Source organism: Youxingia wuxianensis, assembly GCF_014385085.1.
In the GTDB taxonomy this organism is placed as follows: Bacteria; Bacillota; Clostridia; order Oscillospirales; family Ruminococcaceae; genus Youxingia; species Youxingia wuxianensis.
Genome location: NZ_JACRTD010000001.1, coordinates 24,971 through 47,327 on the forward strand (window position 1 = coordinate 24,971; position 22,357 = coordinate 47,327).

At 45.9% G+C, this 22,357-nt stretch carries 21 protein-coding genes and 5 tRNA genes; 19 read left to right on the forward strand and 7 right to left on the reverse strand.

Annotated features, from left to right (window positions below; all coding sequences use genetic code 11):
* Window positions 1-3 precede the first annotated feature (3 nt).
* The 3 genes from H8705_RS00140 to H8705_RS00150 all read left to right on the forward strand — a co-directional run bounded on the left by H8705_RS00140 (window position 4) and on the right by H8705_RS00150 (window position 4,548).
* Window positions 4-3,087 (forward strand): efflux RND transporter permease subunit, encoded by a 3,084-nt coding sequence (locus tag H8705_RS00140; protein ID WP_262393858.1) that lies wholly within the window; start codon window positions 4-6, stop codon window positions 3,085-3,087.
* Window positions 3,084-3,788: a response regulator transcription factor gene (locus H8705_RS00145; protein ID WP_262393859.1), complete on the forward strand. Its 705-nt coding sequence runs from the start codon at window positions 3,084-3,086 to the stop codon at window positions 3,786-3,788. Before H8705_RS00140 ends, H8705_RS00145 begins: the two co-directional genes overlap by 4 nt.
* Window positions 3,789-4,080: 292 nt before the next feature.
* Window positions 4,081-4,548, forward strand: a complete 468-nt coding sequence (locus H8705_RS00150) for a methylated-DNA--[protein]-cysteine S-methyltransferase (RefSeq protein ID WP_262393860.1) — start codon at window positions 4,081-4,083, stop codon at window positions 4,546-4,548.
* Window positions 4,549-4,632: 84 nt separating this feature from the next.
* Here H8705_RS00150 and H8705_RS00155 read toward each other — a convergent pair.
* The 5 genes from H8705_RS00155 to H8705_RS00175 all read right to left on the reverse strand — a co-directional run bounded on the left by H8705_RS00155 (window position 4,633) and on the right by H8705_RS00175 (window position 5,085).
* Window positions 4,633-4,707 (reverse strand) — tRNA-Cys (locus H8705_RS00155).
* A gap of 59 nt (window positions 4,708-4,766) precedes the next feature.
* Window positions 4,767-4,842 (reverse strand) — tRNA-Gly (locus H8705_RS00160).
* 5 nt (window positions 4,843-4,847) lie between these two features.
* Window positions 4,848-4,923 (reverse strand) — tRNA-Phe (locus H8705_RS00165).
* Between the two features lie 4 nt (window positions 4,924-4,927).
* A tRNA-Asp gene (locus tag H8705_RS00170) sits at window positions 4,928-5,004 on the reverse strand.
* Between the two features lie 5 nt (window positions 5,005-5,009).
* A tRNA-Val gene (locus tag H8705_RS00175) sits at window positions 5,010-5,085 on the reverse strand.
* A 214-nt stretch (window positions 5,086-5,299) separates the two neighbouring features.
* Between H8705_RS00175 and H8705_RS00180 the strand changes: the two genes are divergently transcribed.
* The 3 genes from H8705_RS00180 (at window position 5,300) to H8705_RS00190 (ending at window position 6,774) form a co-directional block, all read left to right on the forward strand.
* Window positions 5,300-5,650, forward strand: a complete 351-nt coding sequence (locus tag H8705_RS00180) for a helix-turn-helix domain-containing protein (protein ID WP_262393861.1) — start codon at window positions 5,300-5,302, stop codon at window positions 5,648-5,650.
* Between the two features lie 3 nt (window positions 5,651-5,653).
* On the forward strand, window positions 5,654-5,824 hold the full coding sequence (locus H8705_RS00185) for a hypothetical protein (protein ID WP_262393862.1): 171 nt from the start codon (window positions 5,654-5,656) through the stop codon (window positions 5,822-5,824).
* Between the two features lie 323 nt (window positions 5,825-6,147).
* On the forward strand, window positions 6,148-6,774 hold the full coding sequence (locus H8705_RS00190; RefSeq protein WP_262393863.1) for a GNAT family N-acetyltransferase: 627 nt from the start codon (window positions 6,148-6,150) through the stop codon (window positions 6,772-6,774).
* A 93-nt stretch (window positions 6,775-6,867) separates the two neighbouring features.
* Here H8705_RS00190 and H8705_RS00195 read toward each other — a convergent pair whose 3' ends face one another.
* Complete coding sequence (locus tag H8705_RS00195) at window positions 6,868-7,095, reverse strand: HPr family phosphocarrier protein (protein WP_262393864.1); 228 nt, start codon at window positions 7,093-7,095, stop codon at window positions 6,868-6,870.
* A gap of 276 nt (window positions 7,096-7,371) precedes the next feature.
* On the opposite strand from H8705_RS00195, the gene hrcA reads away from it, so the two are divergent.
* From hrcA to H8705_RS00250, 11 genes are all read left to right on the forward strand, one after another.
* Window positions 7,372-8,403, forward strand: a complete 1,032-nt coding sequence (gene hrcA / locus H8705_RS00200; protein ID WP_262393865.1) for a heat-inducible transcriptional repressor HrcA — start codon at window positions 7,372-7,374, stop codon at window positions 8,401-8,403.
* Window positions 8,404-8,435: 32 nt separating this feature from the next.
* Window positions 8,436-9,005: a nucleotide exchange factor GrpE gene (gene grpE, locus H8705_RS00205; protein WP_262393866.1), complete on the forward strand. Its 570-nt coding sequence runs from the start codon at window positions 8,436-8,438 to the stop codon at window positions 9,003-9,005.
* Window positions 9,006-9,077: 72 nt separating this feature from the next.
* The gene (gene dnaK, locus H8705_RS00210; RefSeq protein WP_262393867.1) at window positions 9,078-10,916 is read left to right on the forward strand and encodes a molecular chaperone DnaK; all 1,839 of its coding nucleotides are present in this window, start codon (window positions 9,078-9,080) and stop codon (window positions 10,914-10,916) included.
* Window positions 10,917-11,021: 105 nt separating this feature from the next.
* Window positions 11,022-12,185, forward strand: a complete 1,164-nt coding sequence (dnaJ, locus tag H8705_RS00215; RefSeq protein ID WP_262393868.1) for a molecular chaperone DnaJ — start codon at window positions 11,022-11,024, stop codon at window positions 12,183-12,185.
* 112 nt (window positions 12,186-12,297) lie between these two features.
* Window positions 12,298-13,242 carry a 50S ribosomal protein L11 methyltransferase gene (gene prmA / locus H8705_RS00220; protein ID WP_262393869.1) on the forward strand — a complete coding sequence of 315 codons (945 nt, stop codon included), beginning with the start codon at window positions 12,298-12,300 and terminating at the stop codon, window positions 13,240-13,242.
* A gap of 15 nt (window positions 13,243-13,257) precedes the next feature.
* Window positions 13,258-13,983, forward strand: coding sequence for a 16S rRNA (uracil(1498)-N(3))-methyltransferase (locus tag H8705_RS00225; protein WP_262393870.1), 726 nt, complete (start codon window positions 13,258-13,260; stop codon window positions 13,981-13,983).
* Between the two features lie 75 nt (window positions 13,984-14,058).
* The gene (locus H8705_RS00230) at window positions 14,059-14,877 is read left to right on the forward strand and encodes a M15 family metallopeptidase (protein WP_262393871.1); all 819 of its coding nucleotides are present in this window, start codon (window positions 14,059-14,061) and stop codon (window positions 14,875-14,877) included.
* Window positions 14,878-14,905: 28 nt separating this feature from the next.
* Window positions 14,906-15,454 (forward strand): hypothetical protein, encoded by a 549-nt coding sequence (locus H8705_RS00235; RefSeq protein WP_262393872.1) that lies wholly within the window; start codon window positions 14,906-14,908, stop codon window positions 15,452-15,454.
* A 143-nt stretch (window positions 15,455-15,597) separates the two neighbouring features.
* The gene (locus H8705_RS00240; RefSeq protein ID WP_262393873.1) at window positions 15,598-16,959 is read left to right on the forward strand and encodes a glycosyltransferase family 39 protein; all 1,362 of its coding nucleotides are present in this window, start codon (window positions 15,598-15,600) and stop codon (window positions 16,957-16,959) included.
* Between the two features lie 36 nt (window positions 16,960-16,995).
* Window positions 16,996-17,571 carry a zinc dependent phospholipase C family protein gene (locus H8705_RS00245; RefSeq protein ID WP_262393874.1) on the forward strand — a complete coding sequence of 192 codons (576 nt, stop codon included), beginning with the start codon at window positions 16,996-16,998 and terminating at the stop codon, window positions 17,569-17,571.
* A 72-nt stretch (window positions 17,572-17,643) separates the two neighbouring features.
* Window positions 17,644-18,261, forward strand: a complete 618-nt coding sequence (locus H8705_RS00250) for an epoxyqueuosine reductase QueH (RefSeq protein ID WP_262393875.1) — start codon at window positions 17,644-17,646, stop codon at window positions 18,259-18,261.
* Between the two features lie 28 nt (window positions 18,262-18,289).
* Here H8705_RS00250 and H8705_RS00255 read toward each other — a convergent pair whose 3' ends face one another.
* On the reverse strand, window positions 18,290-19,822 hold the full coding sequence (locus H8705_RS00255) for a putative polysaccharide biosynthesis protein (protein WP_262393876.1): 1,533 nt from the start codon (window positions 19,820-19,822) through the stop codon (window positions 18,290-18,292).
* 443 nt (window positions 19,823-20,265) lie between these two features.
* Here H8705_RS00255 and H8705_RS00260 point away from each other — a divergent pair, with 443 nt between their 5' ends.
* A complete protein-coding gene (locus tag H8705_RS00260) occupies window positions 20,266-20,775 on the forward strand; it encodes a MarR family winged helix-turn-helix transcriptional regulator (RefSeq protein ID WP_262393877.1) in 510 nt (169 codons plus the stop codon).
* A gap of 16 nt (window positions 20,776-20,791) precedes the next feature.
* A complete protein-coding gene (locus H8705_RS00265; RefSeq protein ID WP_262393878.1) occupies window positions 20,792-22,351 on the forward strand; it encodes an efflux RND transporter periplasmic adaptor subunit in 1,560 nt (519 codons plus the stop codon).
* The last annotated feature ends 6 nt before the right edge of the window (window positions 22,352-22,357 follow it).

Sequence of the window (22,357 nt, forward strand, 5' to 3'; positions counted from 1 at the left end):
GATATGACGCTTCCAAGATTAGCAGTAAAACGGCCGGTATCGGTACTCATGTGCGTACTGATGTTGATCGTATTTGGAATTTCCTCCATTTTCGGAATGGAAATAGAATCAACTCCGGAAATGTCCATGCCGGTGTTTATGGTTATGACCCGCTATGAGGGCGCCAGCCCGGATGAGGTGGACAGCTTGGTTACCGACGTGGTGGAATCCGCCCTGTCCGCGATCAGTGATGTGGAAAGTATGACCTCTCGTTCTTCGGAAGGCTCTTCCATGACTACGCTGGAATTTGATTATAATACGGATATGGACGAGAAATATGATGAGATCAACGAGGCCCTGACCCGATTACGGCTGCCAGATTCGGCGGATGACCCTACTATTATGGAGATGAGTATGGACAGCTCCTCCATTATGGACCTTTCCATCCAAGCAGCCTCCGATGACAATATCTACTCCTATATAGAAAATACCGTTGTGCCAGAAATTGAAAAAATTTCTGGGGTTTCGGAAGTTTCTATGCAGGGAGGAACCAGGGAATATGTCCAAGTTGAACTAAAAGAAGAGGAGATGGAACAATATGGCCTTACTATGAGCGATATTTCCAATGCCATCGCCTCTGCCGACTTTAATATTACCGCCGGTGAGATCAGCCGGGGGGAGGTAGATCTTACTCTGCAGGGCGGTGTAAGTTATGATACCTACGAGAGCCTGGAAAATATCCCGATCTCTTTAAAATCCGGAGATATTATCCATGTATCCGACGTAGCAAATGTTCAGATGGCGGAACAGTCCATGTCCTCTATCAGCCGTTATAACGGAATGGACAATATCAGCTTATCTGTATCCAAAAACCAAAGCGCCAATACCATTGAGATTTGCAACGCAGTAAAAGAGAAGGTGGAACAGTTAAACAGCGAAGGGCTAGGCCTTGCTATTTCCATTACCAATAACAGCGGGGAAACTATCTATGAGAATATTATGAATGTGGTTTCCACCCTGATACAAGGGCTCACTCTTTCAATGCTGGTACTGATCTTATTCTTGGGAGATTGGCGAGCCGCTTTGATTGTGGCAACCTCCATGCCTTTGTCCGTATTCGCGGCGCTAGTTTTGATGGCAGTTTTCGGTATGACGCTCAATATTATGTCCCTGGGTGGGCTGGTAGTTGGTATTGGTATGATGGTGGATAACTCTATCGTTGTATTGGACAGCTGTTTTCGTTCCCGGGACGAATACCGAAGCTTTGAGGATTCGGCGATTGAAGGTGCGAATTTGGTCAACAGCTCGGTAATTGCCTCTACTATTACCACGATTGTGGTATTCCTGCCTATCGCTTTAATGAACGGGATGTCTGGTCAGCTGTTTAAAGAAGTTGGTTTTACCATTGTATTCTCTTTGACCGCTTCCTTGATTTCAGCCCTTACCATGGTGCCTCTGTTATTTGTGAAGTTTAGACCGGTAGAGAAAGAGGATATCTTCGTTAATAGATGGCTTCATAAATTGGAAGAAAAGTACAGTACTGTACTGAAGATTGCTCTTAGTCATAAAACGGTGGTAATCATTATCGCCGTGTGCCTTCTGGCCGGTACGGCGCTTATGTTTACCCAGATTGATATGGAACTGATGCCTATGTCCGACGAAGGCTCCATCAACATTTCGGTTACTACAAAAACCGGACTGAATATTGACGCTACTAATGAGATTATGACGCAGCTGGAAGAGATTGTAGCGGCCCAGGAAGATGTGGAAAGTTACTCTATGCGGGGAAACGGCGGTTCCGCCAGCTTAACAGTCTATCTTAAAGACCAGCGAGACATGAGTACGGATGACTTTGTTTCTACTATGAGAGACCTCACTTCCAATATAGATGACTGCAGCGTAGAAGTAGAGCAGCAAAGCAGCATGTCGTTCGGTTCCCGAGGGGTTACGATCAATTTGAAGGGGAGCAATCTGGATGTGCTGGAAGAGACAGCCAATGAGGTGAAAGCGTTGATGACTTCCTTTGAAGGGATTGAATCAGCCTCGACCAGTCTTTCTGATGGAAGTCCCCGTGCGGAGATTGTAGTAGATGCGGTCCAGGCGGCAGCCATTGGCACCACACCGTCAGCGATTGTCACTGCGGTCAAAAATACGATTTCCGGAATCGAAGCCACCACCTTGCAGACCAGCGATCAGGAATACAGCGTTCAGGTGATGTATCCAGAAGATCGGTATAAGGACGTAAGCGATTTAAGCGGACTTATGATCTCCACCGGCAGCGCAGGCAAGGTCCCGCTGACCGATGTAGCGGAAATTATCTATAATAACAGCCCCTCACAAATTCAGAGAAGCAATGGGGACTATCAGGTATCTATTACTGGGCAGACAGCCACCGGCGTATCGGATACCAACCTGTCCAATCAAATTGCCGCCCGGGTAAATCAGATGGACCTTCCGGATGGGATCACAGTGGAGCAGGGGGGCACGATGATGACGATGAATCAGGAGTTCAGTAAGATTTATAATGCCCTTGCGATAGCTGTATTCTTAGTATTTGTAGTTATGGCAATGCAGTTTGAATCCATAAAATTTTCTTTGGTAGTTATGCTGTCGGTACCCTTTGCTATGACCGGGGCATTTTTGGGACTTCTTATTACCGGTCAGTCGATTAGTATGACTTCTTTGATCGGTCTTATTATGCTGGTGGGTATCGTAGTGAACAACGCGATTATTTTGATTGATTATACCAATATCTTACGTAAGGAACAGGGCCTAAGCGCCCGGGATGCACTCCTGTTCTCGGGAAGAACCCGCCTGCGGCCAATTCTAATGACCACCTTAACTACCGTTCTTGGACTGTTGCCTACAGCCGTTGGAATCGGCGGCGAGGTGGAAATGATGCAGTCCATGTCAGTGGTTGTGATCGGCGGATTATCGGTTTCCACGCTGCTAACCTTGGTGTTAATTCCTACGATGTATCTGATTTTTGACGGTGAGGACAGAAGGAAAAAAGGCTATAAATCCGGTAGGAAATCCCTTTTTCGCCGCAACCAGAAAGAACAGCCTCAAACCAGCGATATGCCGGTGATACCGGAGGAGTTTCGATGACCCCGGCACGACTTGCGCCGATATTGTTCGCGGAAGAGGAAGAAATTTCCCGGAAAAAAATATCCCAGTACCTGTCTATGCAGGGATATTATGTAGTACAGACCCAGGAAGGCGCGGAAACGTTGGAAAAATATGAAAAGAACAAAGCGTTTGAAGCGGCAATTATCAGCGATATGCTGCCGGGAAGAAACGGCTGTGCCGTGTGCAGTGAAATTCGGAAAAAATCGTTGATTCCCATTATTATGCTCACCAATTCCAACAGCGATAAAGAGCAATATGCCTGTTACCAAAGCGGAGCGGACGTGTGTCTAAAAAAACCCGTTAACCTTGAAATCCTATCCGTACGGCTGCAGGCACTACTGCACAGAAGCGGAGTGAACTTTCAACAAAGGATCTCCCTTGGCGGACTTACCCTGGATCGGGGAAAATATGAGTTTTCTTTGGACGGAAATAAGATTTCGCTTACTCCGCGGGAATTTAACCTGCTGTATTATCTGGTAAGTCATAAAAATATCGTTGTGCCTCGGGAAAAGATACTGGGTGCCGTATGGGGGAAAAGCTATATAGGAAACGAACGAACCATCGATACGCATATAAAATGTCTTCGAAAAAAACTGGAGGATTATCAGAATTGTCTGGTGACGTTTCGCAAGGTAGGATATGAATTTCAGTGGAAGCAGAATGCGCTAAAAAAAGAATAGCGAAAGAAGCACCGCTGCCCCCAGGCAGCGGTGCTTCTTATTGGAAGATAAAGTACCCGTGGGGTCTTGTAAATCTTGTACTAAATTTCCATTGAGAAATCGATTTCTAACCTATAATATGAATGGTATTACCAACGGGGGCGCAGGGGAATTTATAAAAAAGAAAATACGGAATATGGAATATCGGTATTGGAAGAGATTTGAAAACAAATTCTGGCGCTGTAAGGGATCTTGTATTTTTAACGCCGGAAAACTATAATGAAAATAGAATAGGTATTGGGAGGCGTTTTCTATGAAACGGGCTTATTTTTATGACACTTCCTGCGGCAAGATCGGACTGGCAGAGGAAGATGGGGCAATTACCAATGTGTTTTTTGGAAATACGGTATCGCCCAAAGAGTTTACGCAAGAAGAAACTCCTCTTTTAAAGCAGGCGGCTGCTCAGTTAAAAGAGTATCTGGCAGGCAAACGACAGAAATTTGATATTTTTTTGTGTCCGCGAGGGACGGAATTTGAATGTCAGGTTTGGTGGGCACTTAAAGAAATTCCTTACGGGGAAACAAAAACCTACAGTGAAATTGCAAAGGCCCTGGGGCGCCCCGGCGCCAGCCGGGCAGTAGGACGGGCCGTTTCCCAAAACCCCCTTTCCATCTTTCTGCCCTGCCACCGGGTGATAGGAAAGGACGGTTCTTTAACCGGTTATGCAGGCGGGCTGAAAATGAAAAAATTTTTGCTGGAACTGGAGCGCATCAATAAATAGTGAGAGGAGCGGGGCTTTTTTAAGGAAGGGATCATTTCATTTGTCCGCAAAAATAAAAAACCATGGAAAAATCCATGGTTTTTTTGGAGGCGCCAACCAGATTTGAACTGGTGAATAAAGGTTTTGCAGACCTCTGCCTTACCACTTGGCTATGGCGCCATATGCTATTATATGAAAAAAGACGTCTTATAATTACAAAGGCGCCCTTTTCTTTTTTATGGAGCGGGTTACGAGGCTCGAACTCGCTACCTCCACCTTGGCAAGGTGGCGCTCTACCAGATGAGCTAAACCCGCAGAAATGGTGCCTTCGGTCGGAATCGAACCAACGACACGAGGATTTTCAGTCCTCTGCTCTACCAACTGAGCTACAAAGGCAAAATGGCGACCTGGATGGGGCTCGAACCCACGACCTCTAGCGTGACAGGCTAGCGTTCTAACCAACTGAACTACCAGGCCAACAATGGTGGGAACTACAGGGCTCGAACCTGTGACCCCCTGCTTGTAAGGCAGGTGCTCTCCCAGCTGAGCTAAGCTCCCGAATAAGGTATCTGGCTTAAACAGTGCGTTATTAATTATATCTAGTTTGTCCCATTTTGTCAATAGATTGCACTGATTTTTTTTGGCTGTGAAATGAGAAAAGTTTCTCGGGCAAGGACACTATATATCACCTGTAATATATAGTCTGGTCGGTAATTTTAATTCACTTATACTATAAGGGGAGAATAATCATCTTAAGTATAAGGTATAAGTGATGAATATGGTGCGAATAATAGGTAGAAATATAAAGAAACTGCGGGAAGCTCAAAGGATTACCCAAGAAGAGCTTTCTTTCCGCGCGAAAATGAGTGTTTCCCACCTTGGAAGCATTGAACGGGGAATGAGCAATCCTACGGTGGAAACAATAAACAGAATAGCGCATGTTCTCAATGTAGAAGCGAGTATATTCCTTGTGGAAAATGAGGCTCAGCAACTTTCTCAGGAGGAAAGTATGCTTGTTAAAAAATATGTCAGCTATTTGATGCGGGTGCCTAAAGAAAAACAAAAGCAGTTACTGGATATTATTGACGCATTATTTATGCTGGAAATGGAAAATGAGGAATAAGCTATGTGTGATGAGAGAACTGGCAGACAGACTATAGAAGGATTAAAAGAATGTGTTTGCAACATGGATAAGGCGGCCGCTCAATTAGAGCATGGCTTGATAAGCTCGGATTATGCGCCTTATGTGAGGGAAATTCGCCAGAATATTGAAAAATTATATTCTTATCTAAAATAGCGCCTGAAAAACTGCCAAAGATTTTAGCGGCCTTCTCTAATTAAAACACAAAATCTACATAATTAAAAGGAATACAGGGAAAAACAGAGAAAAACAAAGGTTTTAAAAAAGAGATGGAAGTGTGTCCAGGCTTGTAAAGGTTTTTTAGGAAAATTGCACGATTAGCAAGTTGCCCATTTTAAAGAAAAAATGATATAATATTAATGTCCAAAGAACAACTCTAATCTGGTAATACAAATTAGGGGTGGAACTATGGTATAACAATACTCGCCTAACTTTTCAGCATTACAATTTTCCAAAAATTTTAAAAGGTGAGTGAAACTGTGAAAACAGACCAACTAGTCAAACTGGACAGAAACGATGCGGAGAAACTCAAGGCTTTATTGACCGAATGTTTTGAAGAAGATCCGTTGTACTGTCAACTTATTCCACAGCGCGAGTTAAGAAAAAAAATGCTGCCGGATATTTTCAGTTGTGATTTGGACGATATTTTTGAGAACTGCGAGGTATATGCGGATAGTAAGGACGTAAACGGCGTAATTGTCGTTGTTGATGAGTCTGAGCCGTACAGCAAACTCAAGTACTGCTATTCTTCGTTCCTTTATGTGCTCAAAACCATGCGTACCCTCATTAAAGATGACACTTCCCTGCGGACGTTGTGGAACTTTGCCAAAGGCAGAGATTATTTGAATTCCGCATGGACGGACGACATCGAAAATGACAAACGCGTGCACATCGAATACTTTGCGGTACGTCCTTCTATGCAGGGGAAAGGTATCGCGGGTAAGCTTATGAGATCGGTGCTTGAATACGCCGACCAAAATGAGCTAGCGACTTCATTGGAAACTCATAATGAAAAAAATGTACGGATTTACGAACATTACGGGTTTCGGCTTTTCGAGACCGTACAGAAAGACTTCGACGTCAAACAGTTCTGTATGGTAAGGTAAAAGTTATGCTGATGAACATCGTGAAAAAACAGGTATCGCCGCTGATGCGGGATACCTGTTTTGTGTTGTTGCGCGAAATGAATGAAAGAGAGATTACTCTTCCACGATCCACTTGCCTATTTTTTTCACAAAGTGGGAGTCTTCGGTTACCACCTTGACCGGCTTGGTGTAATCTAGGGACATGAGCCCCAAAATGGATTTCGCATCGGCAATTTTTCCGTCTGCGGTATGTACGCCTACGTCCTCTGGAGTCTGCATAGCAAGATACATAAACTGGCGAAGGTCCTCCGCAGTATCTAGTTTTACGGATTTAATAAACATAATAACGACCTCCTAATAAATAATATACATTTTCTGTACGCTTATATTAAACAACATTTCCTGGTAAATGTCAATATGCACAAATAACTTTTTACAAAAATGTTATAAACGCCCTATATTAGCACTCGAATACATCGAGTGCTAATTTTGTGTAAATATTCTGTGAACTCCCTTGACTTTTTATAAAAGTGTGGTACATTATAATTGTTAGCACTCGAAATGATGGAGTGCTAAGAAACGCTTGGGCAAGCGGCGGAAGTTGCGAGGTGGTATTCAATGAAGCTTGATCCCAGAAAACTGCAAATTTTGACCGCTATCGTTGAAACATACATTGATACCGGCGAGCCTGTGGGCTCCAAAACTCTCAGCGCCAAGCTGGGATTTCAGGTGTCTCCGGCTACTATCCGAAATGATATGGCCGCGCTGTTTGATATGGGACTTCTGGAACAGCCGCATACTTCTGCGGGGCGGGTGCCTTCCCATCTGGGTTACCGAATTTATGTGGACCAGCTGATGCATTGTAAACCCCTGTCGGAAGAAGAAAAAAGCGAAATTGATGCTTTGTTTAACGTACGCGATCCTGACCCGGATAAATTGCTGGAAGATGCGGCGGCTGCTTTGGCGGATTATACTAACTGCGCCACTATTTCCACCACCATCACTCCGAAAACCGTGCTGGTGAAACGGGTGGAGATCATTCCGGTAAGCGTTAGGACCGTACTGATACTAATTATCGCTACCAACGGTGTTATCAAAAGCAAAGTGTGCCGGGTAGATTTCAATGTCAACATGGACATTGTTAACTTTATTAATAATTTTGCAAACGGACGCTTGGCAGGGAAATCCTTAAACGACATTTCTCAGTGGTACATCAACTCCATTGCGGTGACTTTAGGGGATTATTCCAGATTGTTTACTCCGCTTCTGGCGGCGATCTATGAATTGTGCAAGGAGATCAATGACGGACAGTTTTATACTTCCGGCGCAGAGAACCTGTTAAGCTACCGGGAACTAGGGGAAATCGCCCACGAACTCCTGGTGACCATGTCCAACCGGGAGGAGCTGCTGGGGGTAATCGCATCCAAACAGGATGCGGTATTTATCACCATCGGCAAGGAGAACAGCCGCTCGGAGCTTTCGGATACTTCCGTGGTTGTTACTAAATATAAAATCGGCGAGCAAAACTCAGGCGCTATCGGCGTTATCGGACCGATCCGAATGGATTATGCAAAACTTATTCCTCATTTGGAATATTTCTCCCGCACCCTGGGAAGATTGTTGGCGGAAACTTTTGAAGAACAGGAATAAGGTTACAATTATAAATTAAGGTGGCGAATAGATTGTCTGATAAGAAAAAGAACGAGGAATTAGAACAGGAGACGGAGAGTACGGTTCCCCAGGCAGAGCAAATGGAGGAACAGGACTCCTCGCAGCAGCCAAAAGAAACCCAGGCTCCTGAACCGCCAGAAAAAACAGAAAAGCAGCTTTTGGAAGAACAAATTGCAGATTTAAATAATAAGCTTCTGCGTACTCTGGCGGAATATGATAACTTCCGTAAGCGCAGCCAGAGGGAAAAAGATGCTCTGGCTCCCGTTACCACCGCCAGCGTGCTGGCGCAGTTTTTACCGGTAGTGGATACTGTGGAGCGCGCCCTGGCCGCCGAGTGCAGCGATGGGGAATATAAAAAAGGCGTGGAAATGATATTAACCTCTTTTAAAGAAACCTTCAGCCGGTTGGGAGCGGAGGAATTTGGAGAGGTGGGAGAACAGTTTGACCCTAATCTTCACAATGCGGTAATGCATGTGGAAGACGAGGCGCTCCAAGCCAATACGATCACGGAAGTGTTTCAAAAGGGCTACAAACTGGGCGAGCGAATTATCCGCCACGCGATGGTAAAAGTAGCAAACTGATGTATCTTCCGGCGCAAAGCCGATAAGGATAAAACGAGTACATTTTATTTAAGTTAATTGGAGGAATAGATTATGGGAAAAATCATTGGTATCGACCTTGGTACAACTAACAGCTGTGTAGCGGTCATGGAAGGCGGCGAGGCAGTTGTTATTGCAAACCCTGAAGGGGCGAGAACAACCCCGTCTGTCGTAGCGTTTAAGAATGGTGAAAGAATGGTAGGCCAGGCGGCAAAGCGTCAGGCGATCACCAATCCGGACGGCACCGTATCTTCTATCAAACGTCATATGGGTTCCGATTATAAAGTGAATATTGACGGAAAATCTTACACCCCGCAGGAAATCTCCGCGATGATTTTGCAGAAGCTAAAATCCGATGCGGAAGCTTATCTGGGCGAGAAAGTGACGGAGGCGGTCATCACCGTACCGGCTTACTTTACCGACTCCCAGCGTCAAGCTACTAAGGACGCCGGGAAAATCGCCGGGCTGGATGTAAAACGTATTATTAATGAGCCAACCGCGGCGGCTTTGGCGTATGGAATTGATAAAGAGCATGAACAAAAGGTAATGGTATACGATCTGGGCGGCGGTACCTTCGATGTATCTATCATCGAAATGGGCGACGGCGTACAGGAAGTGTTGGCCACCAACGGGAACAACAAATTGGGCGGCGACGATTTTGATGAACGTGTGATTAATTTCCTTGCGGATGAATTTAAGAAATCCAGCGGCATTGACTTGAGAAATGATAAAATGGCTATGCAGAGGCTTAAAGAAGCTGCGGAAAAAGCCAAGATTGAACTTTCCGGCATGACTACCGCCAATATCAACCTGCCGTTTATCACGGCGGACGCCACAGGTCCAAAACATTTGGAAGTTACTCTGACAAGAGCGAAATTCAACGAATTGACTGCCGATCTGGTGGAAGCCACTATGGGACCGGTGCGTAAAGCGTTGGCGGACAGCGGTTTGAAAGTTTCTGAAATTGATAAAGTATTGCTGGTGGGCGGTTCCACCCGTATTCCTGCGGTACAGGACGCGGTAAAAGGCTTTATTGGCAAGGATCCGTTCAAGGGAATTAACCCGGATGAATGTGTTGCTGCTGGCGCTGCGATCCAAGGCGGCGTTCTGGGCGGCGATGTAAAAGGCCTGTTGCTTTTGGATGTTACTCCGCTTTCTTTGGGATTGGAAACCTTGGGCGGCGTATGCACCAAAATCATTGAAAGAAATACTACAATCCCGACCAAAAAATCCCAGATATTCTCCACTGCAGCCGATGGGCAGACTTCGGTAGAAATCCATGTGCTTCAGGGCGAACGCGAGATGGCAAAAGACAATAAGACTTTAGGTATGTTCCGTTTGGACGGTATCCCGGCAGCACCCCGCGGCGTTCCCCAGATTGAGGTTACTTTTGATATTGATGCCAACGGTATTGTTCATGTAACCGCAAAAGATTTGGGTACCGGCAAAGAACAGAATATTACCATCACCTCTTCTACCAACATGTCCAAAGACGATGTGGAAAAAGCGGTAAAGGATGCGGAAGCGTACGCGGAAGAAGATAAGAAACGCCGGGAAGAGATTGATATCAGAAACGGCGCGGACCAGATGGTTTACCAGAGCGAAAAAGCCCTGACAGACCTGGGAGATAAAGTGTCTGAAGAGGAAAAGACCAACGTAACCGCGAAGATTGAAGCTTTAAAGGAAGCGCTGAAAGGTACGGATATTGAAGCGATCAAATCCAAACAGGAAGAACTGCAAAAAGACTTCTATGATATGTCCGCGAAACTCTATCAGCAGGCGCAGGAAGCCCAGCAGGCGGCCGGCGGGGAACAGACCTCCGGGCAGCCTGGCGACGACGGCTATGTAGACGCTGATTACAAAGAGGTTGACGAGGATGGCAAGAAAGAATAAAATAAACAGGTCTGAGTTAAAGGAGATAAGGCGGAGCTTGGCTTCCGCCTTATCGCCGAGTTTACTTAATTTGAGAATTTCCTGTATGAAATAGAGGTGAAGCAGTTGGCTGAAAAACGTGATTATTATGAGGTGCTGGGAGTCCAAAAGGGCTGCTCCAATGACGAGCTGAAAAAGGCCTACCGGAAACTAGCCAAGCAGTATCATCCGGATATGAATCCAGGGGATAAGACTGCAGAGGCCAAGTTTAAGGAGGTCAATGAAGCTTACGAGGTTCTTTCTGACGAACAAAAGCGTGCCAGATATGATCAGTTCGGCCATGCGGGTGTAGATCCGTCCTATGGTGCCGGCGGGGCAGGAGCCGGAGGCTTTGGCGGCGCCGGAGGCTTCGGATTTGATATGGGTGACATTTTTGACAGCTTTTTTGGAGGCTTCGGAGGCGGCTTTGGCGGCAGTACCCGTACACGTAATCCCAATGCGCCGATCCGGGGCAACGATGTAAATATTACCATTGGCCTGTCATTTATGGAGGCCGCAAAAGGCACCAAAGAAAAGGTAACGATACAGCGGCTGGAAAAGTGCGACAGCTGTTCCGGCAGCGGCGCTAAGGCAGGGACAACTGCGGAAACCTGTTCTGACTGTGGCGGTACCGGCCAGGTAAGAGTACAACAGAGAACACCGATCGGCGTAATTCAGACTACCCGCACTTGCCCTAAATGTAATGGTAAGGGCAAGATAACCAAAGAACCTTGTCCCGACTGCCGCGGTATGGGCCGAGTTAGAAAAACCCGAACCCTGGAAGTAAGCGTTCCCGCCGGGATCGACGACGGACAGACCTTTGTCCTGCGGGGGCAGGGGGATCAGGGCTTAAACGGCGGGCCCGCAGGGGATGTAAATATTATGGTTACCATTCGTCCGGACCCGCTTTTTGAACGAGATGGATTCGACGTATGGTGCGATATTCCGGTCACCTATACCCAAGCGGTACTGGGAGATGAAATTGTGGTACCCACCATTGATGGCAAGGTGAAATATAATGTTCCGGAAGGAACGCAGTCAGGAACGGTATTCCGGCTGAGAAATAAAGGAATCCAATATGTAAACGGCAAGGGCCGGGGAGACCAGTATGTGAAGGTAAATATCGAGGTTCCCCGCAATCTGAGCACAAAACAGAAGGACGCTTTAAAAGAATTTGAAAAGCTGGCGACCGACAAAAACTATGAAAAGCGCAAGTCCTTTTTCGACAAGTTAAAGGACGCGATGAAATAATTTTACAAAACCTCCCGTTGTCTAACGGGAGGTTTTGTACTATAATAAAAATCAATCCTATGGGTTGTTGTGCCGCGTATGAAAATCAGGACAGAATTATCGGAGGTAATTTATGCAGTACAGTGAAGTTAGAGTGAAAATCCCCGCAAAGAGGGTGGAAACCGCATCGGCTATTGCTAACATGGTGGTGCCCTATGGCATTTATATCGAAGATTATTCTGATATTGAGCAGCAGGTTCCCCAGATTGCTCATGTGGACCTGATTGAACAGGAACTTTTGGATCGGGACAGGGAGACCGCTGTAATCCATGTATATATCAGTCCGCAGGAAAGCCCTTTGGAGGCCATCTCCTTCCTGGAAGAACGGCTGAACAAAGAGCAGATTCCTTATGAGATTGAGACAGATAAAATAGAGGAAGAAGACTGGGCGACTGCCTGGAAAAAGTATTATAATCCTACGAAGGTCAGTGATCGATTGGTGGTTTGCCCTTCCTGGGAGGAATATACGCCTGAGCAAGAAGAGGTAGTTTTGCTGATGGATCCGGGAATGGCTTTCGGCACTGGTACCCATGATACCACTCGGCTGTGTATGCAGCTGTTGGAACAGTATGTCGATAAGGATACCAATTTGTTGGATATCGGCACCGGCAGCGGTATTTTAGCGGTGGCGGCTCTGCTGTTGGGAGCGAAAAGCGCTGTAGGCTGCGATATCGATCAGGTAGCGGTCAAAGTGGCCGAAGAGAACGCTCGTCTGAATCAGGTGGAGGAGCGAGCTACGTTTCATTGCGGCGACCTGACCCAGAAAGTTACCGGAAAGTTTCATGTGATTTCTGCCAATATAGTAGCGGACGTAATTATCCGTTTGGTCCCTCAACTGGACGGCCTTTTAGAAAAAGGAGGGACGTTTATCGCTTCCGGTATTATTGATACCCGGGAGATGGATGTGATTGACGCGCTGGCCGGGGCGGGTTATATTTTAGATGAACGCAGGCAGTCAGGCGGCTGGGTAGCGCTGGCGGTGAAAAGAATTGCCGACGCGCCGCAAGATCTTCTTTAAGAGGAAGGTGCAATAATGCCAAGGTTTTTTACCACTGATATTGAGGGCGGCACCGCAAAAATTACCGGAGAGGACGCCGGACATATTTCCCGTGTTTTGCGTATGCGCGCAGGGGAGGAGATTACCCTGTGCGATATGGCGGGCTGGGATTATAAGGGGAAAATCTCTGCGCTTGAGCATAATCAGGTAACAGTGGCGTTAGAAGAAAAATGCCCTTCCCGAGGGGAGCCGGATATCCATATTACATTGTACCAGGCGCTGCCCAAGGGAGAGAAAATGGAACTGATCATTCAAAAGGCGGTGGAATTGGGAGTTTCCCGGATTGTACCGGTGATGAGCAAAAGGTGTGTTTCCCGGCCCAATGAAAAGTCTATGGAAAAGAAACTGGAGCGGTATAACAAGATTGCTCTGGAAGCGGCAAAACAGTGCGGCAGAGGAAAAGTGCCGCCGGTAGATCCCCTGTTGGGATTTTCCGACGCGGTTCAGGAGATGAAAAAGGATGCTCTGCCGATTATGTTTTATGAGCTGGCAGACCAGCCTTTGAAAGCTGCTCTTCAAAAGCGCGGCGAGGGGGCAATTTCCATTTTGGTGGGAAGCGAAGGAGGTTTTGACCAAGAGGAGGCCCGCCTGGGCAAAGAACAGGGACTTTTATGCCTGAGTTTAGGCAGGCGGATTTTACGGTGTGAAACGGCGCCTTTGTGCGCTCTTTCGGCCATTATGTATGAAACAAACAATATCTGACATAAAATTTCAGCATCAGGGGATAATGTAATGATGGACGCCAGGCTGTCCATGGAAAATGGAATGGAGTAAAATATGAAAAAGAAAATTGCAGGTTTAATTTTAATAATGCTGGCGTTGAATGCTTGTTCTTTCCGCTCTATCCCCCAGGAACAGGAGCTGCCAACTTCTTCTGATTCGGAATTTATTGTTTCCCAGGGGGAAGAAAAGCAGGAACTTCAAAGTCCGCCGGAGAGTGAACCTGAGGAAGCGCCCTTTAGCAGTTCACAGGAAAATCAACCCGTTCAGCCGCCAGAGGCAGACTCGTCCTCAGAAACCGACCTGGCCCCGGAAACAACAGAGGATTGGATGCTGGTCTTGGCCAATTTTGAAAATCCGTTGCCAGACGGGTATGAACCGGAACTCAAGGAAGTACAAAATGGATATAAGATGGAAGAGCGGGTGGCGGATATCATGATAGAGATGATCGCCGATGCGAAAGCGGACGGAGTAGATCTGTTGGTTTGTTCGGCTTACCGTCCTTACTCTTCCCAGGAAAGAATTTTTAACAACAGCGTGGATGCCTATATGAACGGCGGGAAAAGCTATGAGCAGGCGGTGGTAGAAACCGCTAAATTGATTGCTAAACCAGGTACCAGCGAGCATCAGACCGGGCTGGCGGCAGACATTGTGACGCCCTCCTATCAAAATTTGGATAGCGGATTTGAGCAGACCAAGGCGTTCCAGTGGTTGAGCGAGCACGCGGTTGAGTATGGGTTCATCCTTCGTTATCCTGCAGACAAGGTGGAAATTACTAAAATTGATTATGAGCCTTGGCACTACCGATATGTGGGACAGCAGGCGGCAAAAGCGATCAAGGAGCAGGGACTTTGCTTGGAGGAATACCTAAGCTAAGACAAAACGCAAAGGGTGAGGGTGTTTGGTGCTGAACAAAAGCGCAGTGGCGGAAAAAGCCGCGGGAATATTCGGACATAAAAAAGGCGCCCCATGGATTGCGCTGCTATGTCTGGTTATAATAATTTTTGCCGGCTCCTTTCTTGCGTGGCATGTGGAAAGAATGAAGGACGAGCTGATGAAAAGCCAGATTGTGGAGCGCTTTTTCACCCAACAGGAAAAAGGTAAGGTAACCCAGCTGTTAACAGATCCCCAGACGGCCGACTTGTTTGTAAAATATATAGACGCTCTGGCGGGAGTTGTGAGCAACATGGAGTTTATTCCAGGACAGAGCGTCGCTCAATTTGGCTCGATTTCCCGCTGTGCCAGAGAAAATGATATTGTGATTGAGGATTTTGAATTTGAAGAGGACGGAAGTCATTTTTATATCAAAAGCAAGGCGGACAGCCAGCAAGCGGCGCAGAATTTCCGGGATAGCATGCGGTTGGAAGAATATTTTTCCAGCGTGGAAATAGATGGCTATCTCAACTATGAGAATGAGTACATATTCACAACAACTTGCTTTGTGCAGTCGTGAATTTAAGCATATTTGTAAAACCGTTCAAAAAGTTTACAGAAAATACATATATACTATTGAACACTAACACAAACCTATGTTAGTATCAGTATAATCGGAGGTCTGGGATTTTTTCAGATCTGCGAAAGAATGGCGGAATAGAATTGGAATTAAACGACAATAAAGATGTTTTAAATTTTCATTTAACGAAAAAACATATTTTTTGGTTTTTAGCCGCTTTGGTGCTCTCTGGTACGTTAGTGCGTTTTGCGGCGGCTTATCACAGGGTCCATTATTTTGATCTGAGTTTTTATGTAGACTGGTCCGCAGGGGCTGTGAAGGACCTGTTCGGAGTATACGAAAACGTTTCCAATTTAGATTATCCGCCTCTGTTTATTTTTCCCCTTTATATCACGGGAAAATTGCTGGAAATGCCTTGGGTCTATGAACTGGAATCTTTTAAAATGCTGGCGCTCAAAGGCTGGCAGATGCTGTTCGATATTGCTACGATTCCTTTGCTTTACCTGGTTCTCCGCAGGCACAGCAAACTGGCTGGGCTGATGGCCGCCAGCCTTTGGACGGTAAATCCAACAATTATTATGAACTCCTCTTATTGGGGACAAACAGACAGTATTATGATTTTTTTACTGCTGTTGGCATTTTTCCTTTTGACCGGCCATAAACCTGTATGGTCAGGGATTGTGATGACTTTGGCTTGTCTGATGAAATTTCAGTCGCTGTATTTTGCGCCCTTGTACGCATTATATCTTCTTACCAGCTACCGCGGAAAAAAGATCGGACAGACGATTACGGCAGGGGCGGGCGTAGCGATTGGCATATTTGCGCCGTTTATGATGAGAAGCGGCTGGAAATTGCCGTTTGAAATTTATATGGGCGGCTTTGAACAGTATCCTGCCGCCTGCCTCAATGCGTTTAACTATTATGGCGCTAATGGCCTGAACTATGAGTATGCAGACGTAGTACTGTTTGGAAATCTTACTGCGGAAAATTTGAGCATGATGATTATCGGGCTGAGTCTGATGATGCTCTTGTTCTTTTATTTTACCGCCAGTGAAAAAAGCGTCTGGCTGTTAGGGTTTATATTTATGCAGACGATCTTTATGTTTACCACCCGGATGCACGAACGGTATCAAATTCCGGTGTTAGCGTTTGGGCTGATCGCCTGCTTTATACACAAAAGCCTTCTGCTTTTTATAAGCTATATGGGGATCACTGTGATTACGTTTATCAGCCATTTTATTGTGATGGAAAATATGATCTCTTACCCATGGACCACATGGATGGAACATTATGATATGATTATTATTGTTATGTCCATGATTAATTTGGCGGTTTATTTAATTACTTTGTGGATCTCGGTACGGATACTTTACAGGCACGGCGTACAGGATTTGGTGACTAGTTTCTTGGCCTGCCTGCCAAAAAAGAAATTAACGGCGCCGATAGTTGGACCGGTAGTGCTTCAGGAGGAGCCTGCCTGCGGCTTCCCGCCGAAATTGGAATAAATCCCTTTTACTATCAATGAAAGCGGTGTATGGATTTTGAACTTGTTTTCACATGTAACCATGGGTAGATATTTGTATAAATATTTTACCCATACCATGGGTTTGGAGCTGGATAAAAAGACGTTTGTTACTTGGAATGTCATGCCGGATATTGCTCCATCTCTGTTAAAGCTGTCCCATTTTAAGAAGGATATTTATGATCTTGTAATGGAACGGGCACAGGACTTAATTGAAAACGAAGGGAATATGACGGTAGAGGAATACAGCAAACATTTGGGAATTCTTTGTCATTTCATGTCCGATTTTTTCTGTTATGCCCATGCGGAATATTTTGACGGAAGCAAAATCGGCCATCTAAAATATGAAGTAAAAATGCAGTTTTACGGTTATAAACGGCGGGATATGTTGCATGCGATTGATTTAATTGCAAATGCGGCGGAGCTGGACTGCCAGGCGACCTTATATGAACAGATCAACAATCTCCATGATCAATATGTGAAGGTGGCGCCTTCCTATGGGGTGGATTTCGTATATTCACTAACTGCCTGTGTGGATTTGGTGCTGCAGCTGCTCCCGGAACTTAGACCGCAGGAAGCGGCGGCTGCTATATAAACCAGAAAAATCAGCGAAGAACCCGGAGTATGCCGTGTTCTTCGCTTTTATATGTTTAGGAGACGAACTTTCATGCAGATGACGATAAACTATCAACAGCAGCTGGACAAGACCTTAGCTGCGCTGGAAAAGAAGGCGGAAGCGCCGACTCTTTTGCTTCACAGCTGCTGTGCGCCATGCAGCAGTTATGTACTGGAATACCTGTCGGATTTCTTTCAGATTACCGTGTTTTACTATAATCCCAATATCTATCCCCGGGAGGAATATGACCGCCGGCGGCAGGAACAGGAGCGCTTTTTAACACAGGCAAAGCCAGGGAAATATCCGGTAAAATTTATAGCGGGAGAGTATGAGGACGTCCGGTTTTATGAGGCGGTACGGGGATTGGAGCAGGAAATGGAAGGCGGAGAACGATGCTTTTGCTGTTATGCGCTGCGCCTGCGGGAAGCGGCTGTTCTGGCAAAAGAGCATGGTTTTGACTATTTTACCACCACTCTATCAATCAGTCCTCATAAAAACGCGCAAAAGCTCAATGAGATCGGCAGGAGTCTGGAAGAGGAACTGGGGGTAAGCTACTTATATTCTGATTTCAAAAAAAAGAATGGATACAAACGCTCCTTGGAGCTTTCCAAGGAATACGGCCTTTACCGGCAGGAGTACTGCGGATGTATATTCTCACAAAGAAAATAAAACCAGGATGCGCAGCATCCTGGTTTTTTTATCGGAGCATTTTTTTGATGGTTTTAATCTCATCAGAGGTTATAGAGCCGGTGACACGCAGAAAAAAATAATAGATCAGACAGGTCAGAAGAATAGATAAAGTGAGGGAAGCGGCGGTATGTACTTTTCCTAAAAAGGTGAAACGTTCGATCAATTCAACCACTGCTACAGCACCAATGATGCCAAAGGCAGGCTTTAAAATCCATTGAAAGATACGTATCCGGAAGCTGGTGACACAGACTAGGCTGTTGATGCTCAGAGAGATGTTGATCAGCATACTGGTGAACATAACGATAATATATCCCTTAATTCCATATAAGGGAAGCAGGAACCAAATCAGCACTATACTCACCATCAAATCAAAAATATCATGACGCATAGCGCTGATCTGCTGATTTAGCCCTTTTAACAGGCTGTCAACCGAATTGTCAAGGTAGATCAAAATTGCCAAAGGAGCAAGAATTTTAATATATCCGGCCACCTCCTGACTGTGATAGATAATATCCCCCAGCGAGTTGGAAAAACACATCAAAACACCGCACACTCCAATGGAAAAAAACAGATTAATTTGGAAAACCAGCGAGATAATATAATCGATTCTTTCATAGCGCTTTTGTTCGTTGCATTCGGTAACCTCCGGTACCAGCAGGCTGGAAAATGCAGACAGGAAAGCGGAGGGAAACATGATTACCGGCATCGCCATGCCGCTGACCATGCCATATTGAGCGAGAACGCTTTCTGGAGAGCCGCCGTGTTTTTGCAGGCCTTTAGGAATCATAAGATGTTTTATGGTGGAAAGACCTGTGCGGATATAGGCGCTTAAAGCTACGGGAAGAGCGATCCCCAATAACCGCGGGGTCAGTCGTTTGCCGCTTTTTCCATCGTTGGGAAGCTTTCGTTTGTCGCGAAGAAAGAGCAGAAGTAAATAGAAAAACGAGCCGATTTCTGAAATGGAACCTCCCAGTACAACTGCGATACAACCATATTCCAGTCCAGAAGGAACCATCAGCTGCAGAAGGCAGACAGTAGCGGTAATACGAATAAACTGCTCCACAATCTGAGCACAGGCATTTTTACTGATTCGGCGCATAGCGGTGAAATATCCGCTGAAGGTGGAGGCCACCGCTAAAAAAGGCAGATTAATAGAAAGAAGATATAAGGATGATATCGTTCTGTGGTCCCCCAGCCACACCTCTCCGATAAAAGGCGCGCTAAAAAATAACAGCGCCCACGCCAAAAGCCCGAAAAAGGCGCTGTAACAAACACAGCGCCGCATAGCGCGCTTAATGCCGGTATGGGAGCCATGGGCCAATTCTTCCGCTACCAGACGGGTAGAGGCCAGGCCGGCGCCGGAAGAGGCCACGGTAATGGCGAAAGAATAAACAGACATAATTAACTGATACAGTCCCATCCCGAGGGCGCCGATTTTATTGGAAATATAGACGCTGAAGAAAACCCCGGTGGTGCGTATTACCAGGGAAGTGAGGGTTAAAATCGCAGCGTTGATTAAAAAAAGTTTGAGTTTTCTCATGATGGCGGTTCGCTCCTTATAGTTCAATATATGAAAGGAGCGGACGATATAAGCCGTTTTTGTAAAAACTCAAAAAACGCATAGTTGAGAGAGATTCGGCGCCAATATTTTCCTGTCGCAGCAGAGAAGTTATTTTGGAAAAAATGTCCTTTGTTTACACAGGCTTTTACATTTATAACCAGGATATTTTAAAGTTTTTTCCGGTTGCGGCTGGCGCTCACCCATGGTACCATAAAAGGGGGAATCCTGCTTGTTTTATCATTTTCACCAAGGAGGGAAGCGTGTTCGTCGGTATGAACAAAATAGTTTTAAGCATAAACTATTTTGTTGTTATTTCGCCATATGTGATAGAAAATTGATGTAAATATGTTGACTTTCTGTATACGTGAGATTAAAATATGTTTAGCATTCTAACTAATTTTTGCGGGAGTTGATCGCCTTCTATGGAAGAAAATACCCTTTCCGGTTATGTATTTGCCGAACAGCTTTCACAGATAATGCGGCTATATTTTGCCCGGGCGTATGTGTTGCTTCAAAATGTAGATGTCCACCCTGGCCAGCTTCCGGTGCTGCATGTCTTGGAGAAGCACGACGGCCTAAGTCAAAAAGAGTTGGGAGACTTGCTGTGCGTAAAAGCGCCCACTGTTACTGTGATGATTAAACGTATGGAACGGTTGGGGATGATTGAGCGCAAACATGATGAAAACGATCAAAGGATTTATCGCATTTATTTGACCGCACGAGGGCGGAAAATTGCCGAGCGAGTAAAACGAATGATGATGCAGATGGAGCAGGAGCTGTTATTCCAATTTTCTGAGACAGAAATTGTCCTGCTGCGCAGATTTTTAGAGCACATACGACATAATCTATCGGTTTTAATAAGTAAGGATCAGGAAAGAAACATGGTTACGGAAATTCTATCCAGCATTCCTGAGCACAACAGTTTGGTCTAATGGAGGTTATTTATAAATGGATAAGAAAAAGAAGATCATCGTCGCGGTGGCAAGCGTCATTGTAGTGAGCGTTTTGGGATTGATCGTATATCGTATCGCAAGCGGATTAGAGAATGATGCGGTTGCAGCGGTGGATTCAACCATAGAGGTGCAAACAGATTCTCCTCAAAAGGGAGATTTGGTATTAACCACAGAGTACATAGGAAAAATTGAACCAAATGAATCGGTGTCGGTACTGCCAAAAGTGTCCGGCCAGGTATTGAATACTTATTTTGAGGTGGGGCAGACCGTAAAAAAAGGGGATCTTCTTTATGAAGTTGACCCGCAGGATATTGAACTTTCGGTTAATGTGGCCGCGGCGGCCTATAATTTGACAGTGGCTTCCGTCCAACAGCAGCTCACCGGTACCGACAGTCAGATGGTCCAGGCGCAGGCGTCGGCTAAGTCCGCGAAAAACAGCTATCTGAACGCATCGGACGCCTATCACGAGTATGATGACAGGTTTGACGACCAACTGGAAGCGCTGGAAGACCAGAAGGATATGCTCCTGGGCGGGGTAAATCTGGCACAGAGGGAAAAGGAAGAAAAGAAAGCGGAGTATGAAACCGCACTTTCGGATTATAAACAAACCTATGGAGAGGATATAAGCGATCCGGGAGACGCGAATCCTGATCAGAAAGCGGCATGGGAAGATCTGCAGGAAAAGGATGCCAGCCGTAAAAAAGCAGAGGATAATTTTACTGCTGCCAATGCTTCTTATCAAGCGGCAGTTAAGGCATATGAAGCGTTAGACGAGGGGTATGATTCCAACTATGAACAGCTGGAAACCGCCAAGAAAAACGCCAGCATTGCTTACCAGAGCAGCCAGGAATTGCTGCGGATTTTGGAAGAACGTTCCGCTCCGGAAGCAAAAGCGACCGCGGAGGCCCAGATCAACCAAGCAAAAGCGTCTTATGACAGCGCTTTACAGCAGTTGGAAAACACAAAAATCTATTCGCCTATCGACGGCGTTATTGAAGCGAAAAATGTAGACCCGTTGGATATGACTTCCCCTCAGTCCCCGGCTTACGTGGTATCCAACAAAGAGATTATGGTGGTTACTTTCAGCGTGCCGGCCAATGTAGTAGGCAATCTGGAAACAGGAGATAAGGTTACGGTGGAAAATGGCTCCCAGGCCTATCAGGGAACTATTATTGAAGTAGCGACAATGGTGGATCAGGCCAGCGGCTTATTTAAAATCAAAGCTCGTATCGATGACGGGGACGGCAGCTTGCTTTCCGGGATTTCAGTTAAAGTGAGTGTGGATACCGAACGGGCGGAAGATGGACTTCTTCTTCCTGTAAGCAATGTTTACTATGAAGATTACAAGCCTTTTGTATATGTTGCAGACGGGGATACGGCGAAAAAGGTATTTATTGAACTGGGCGTAACCGATGGGGAAAAGGCGCAGGTAGTTTCCGGTTTGTCTCCGGCGGATAAGGTAATTTCCTCCTGGCACCCAAGCTTGGGCGACGGTGCGAAAATCAGAACCATAGGGGAAGCGGCACAAGTCAACGCTGCCGTCACGGAGGAATAGACAGTT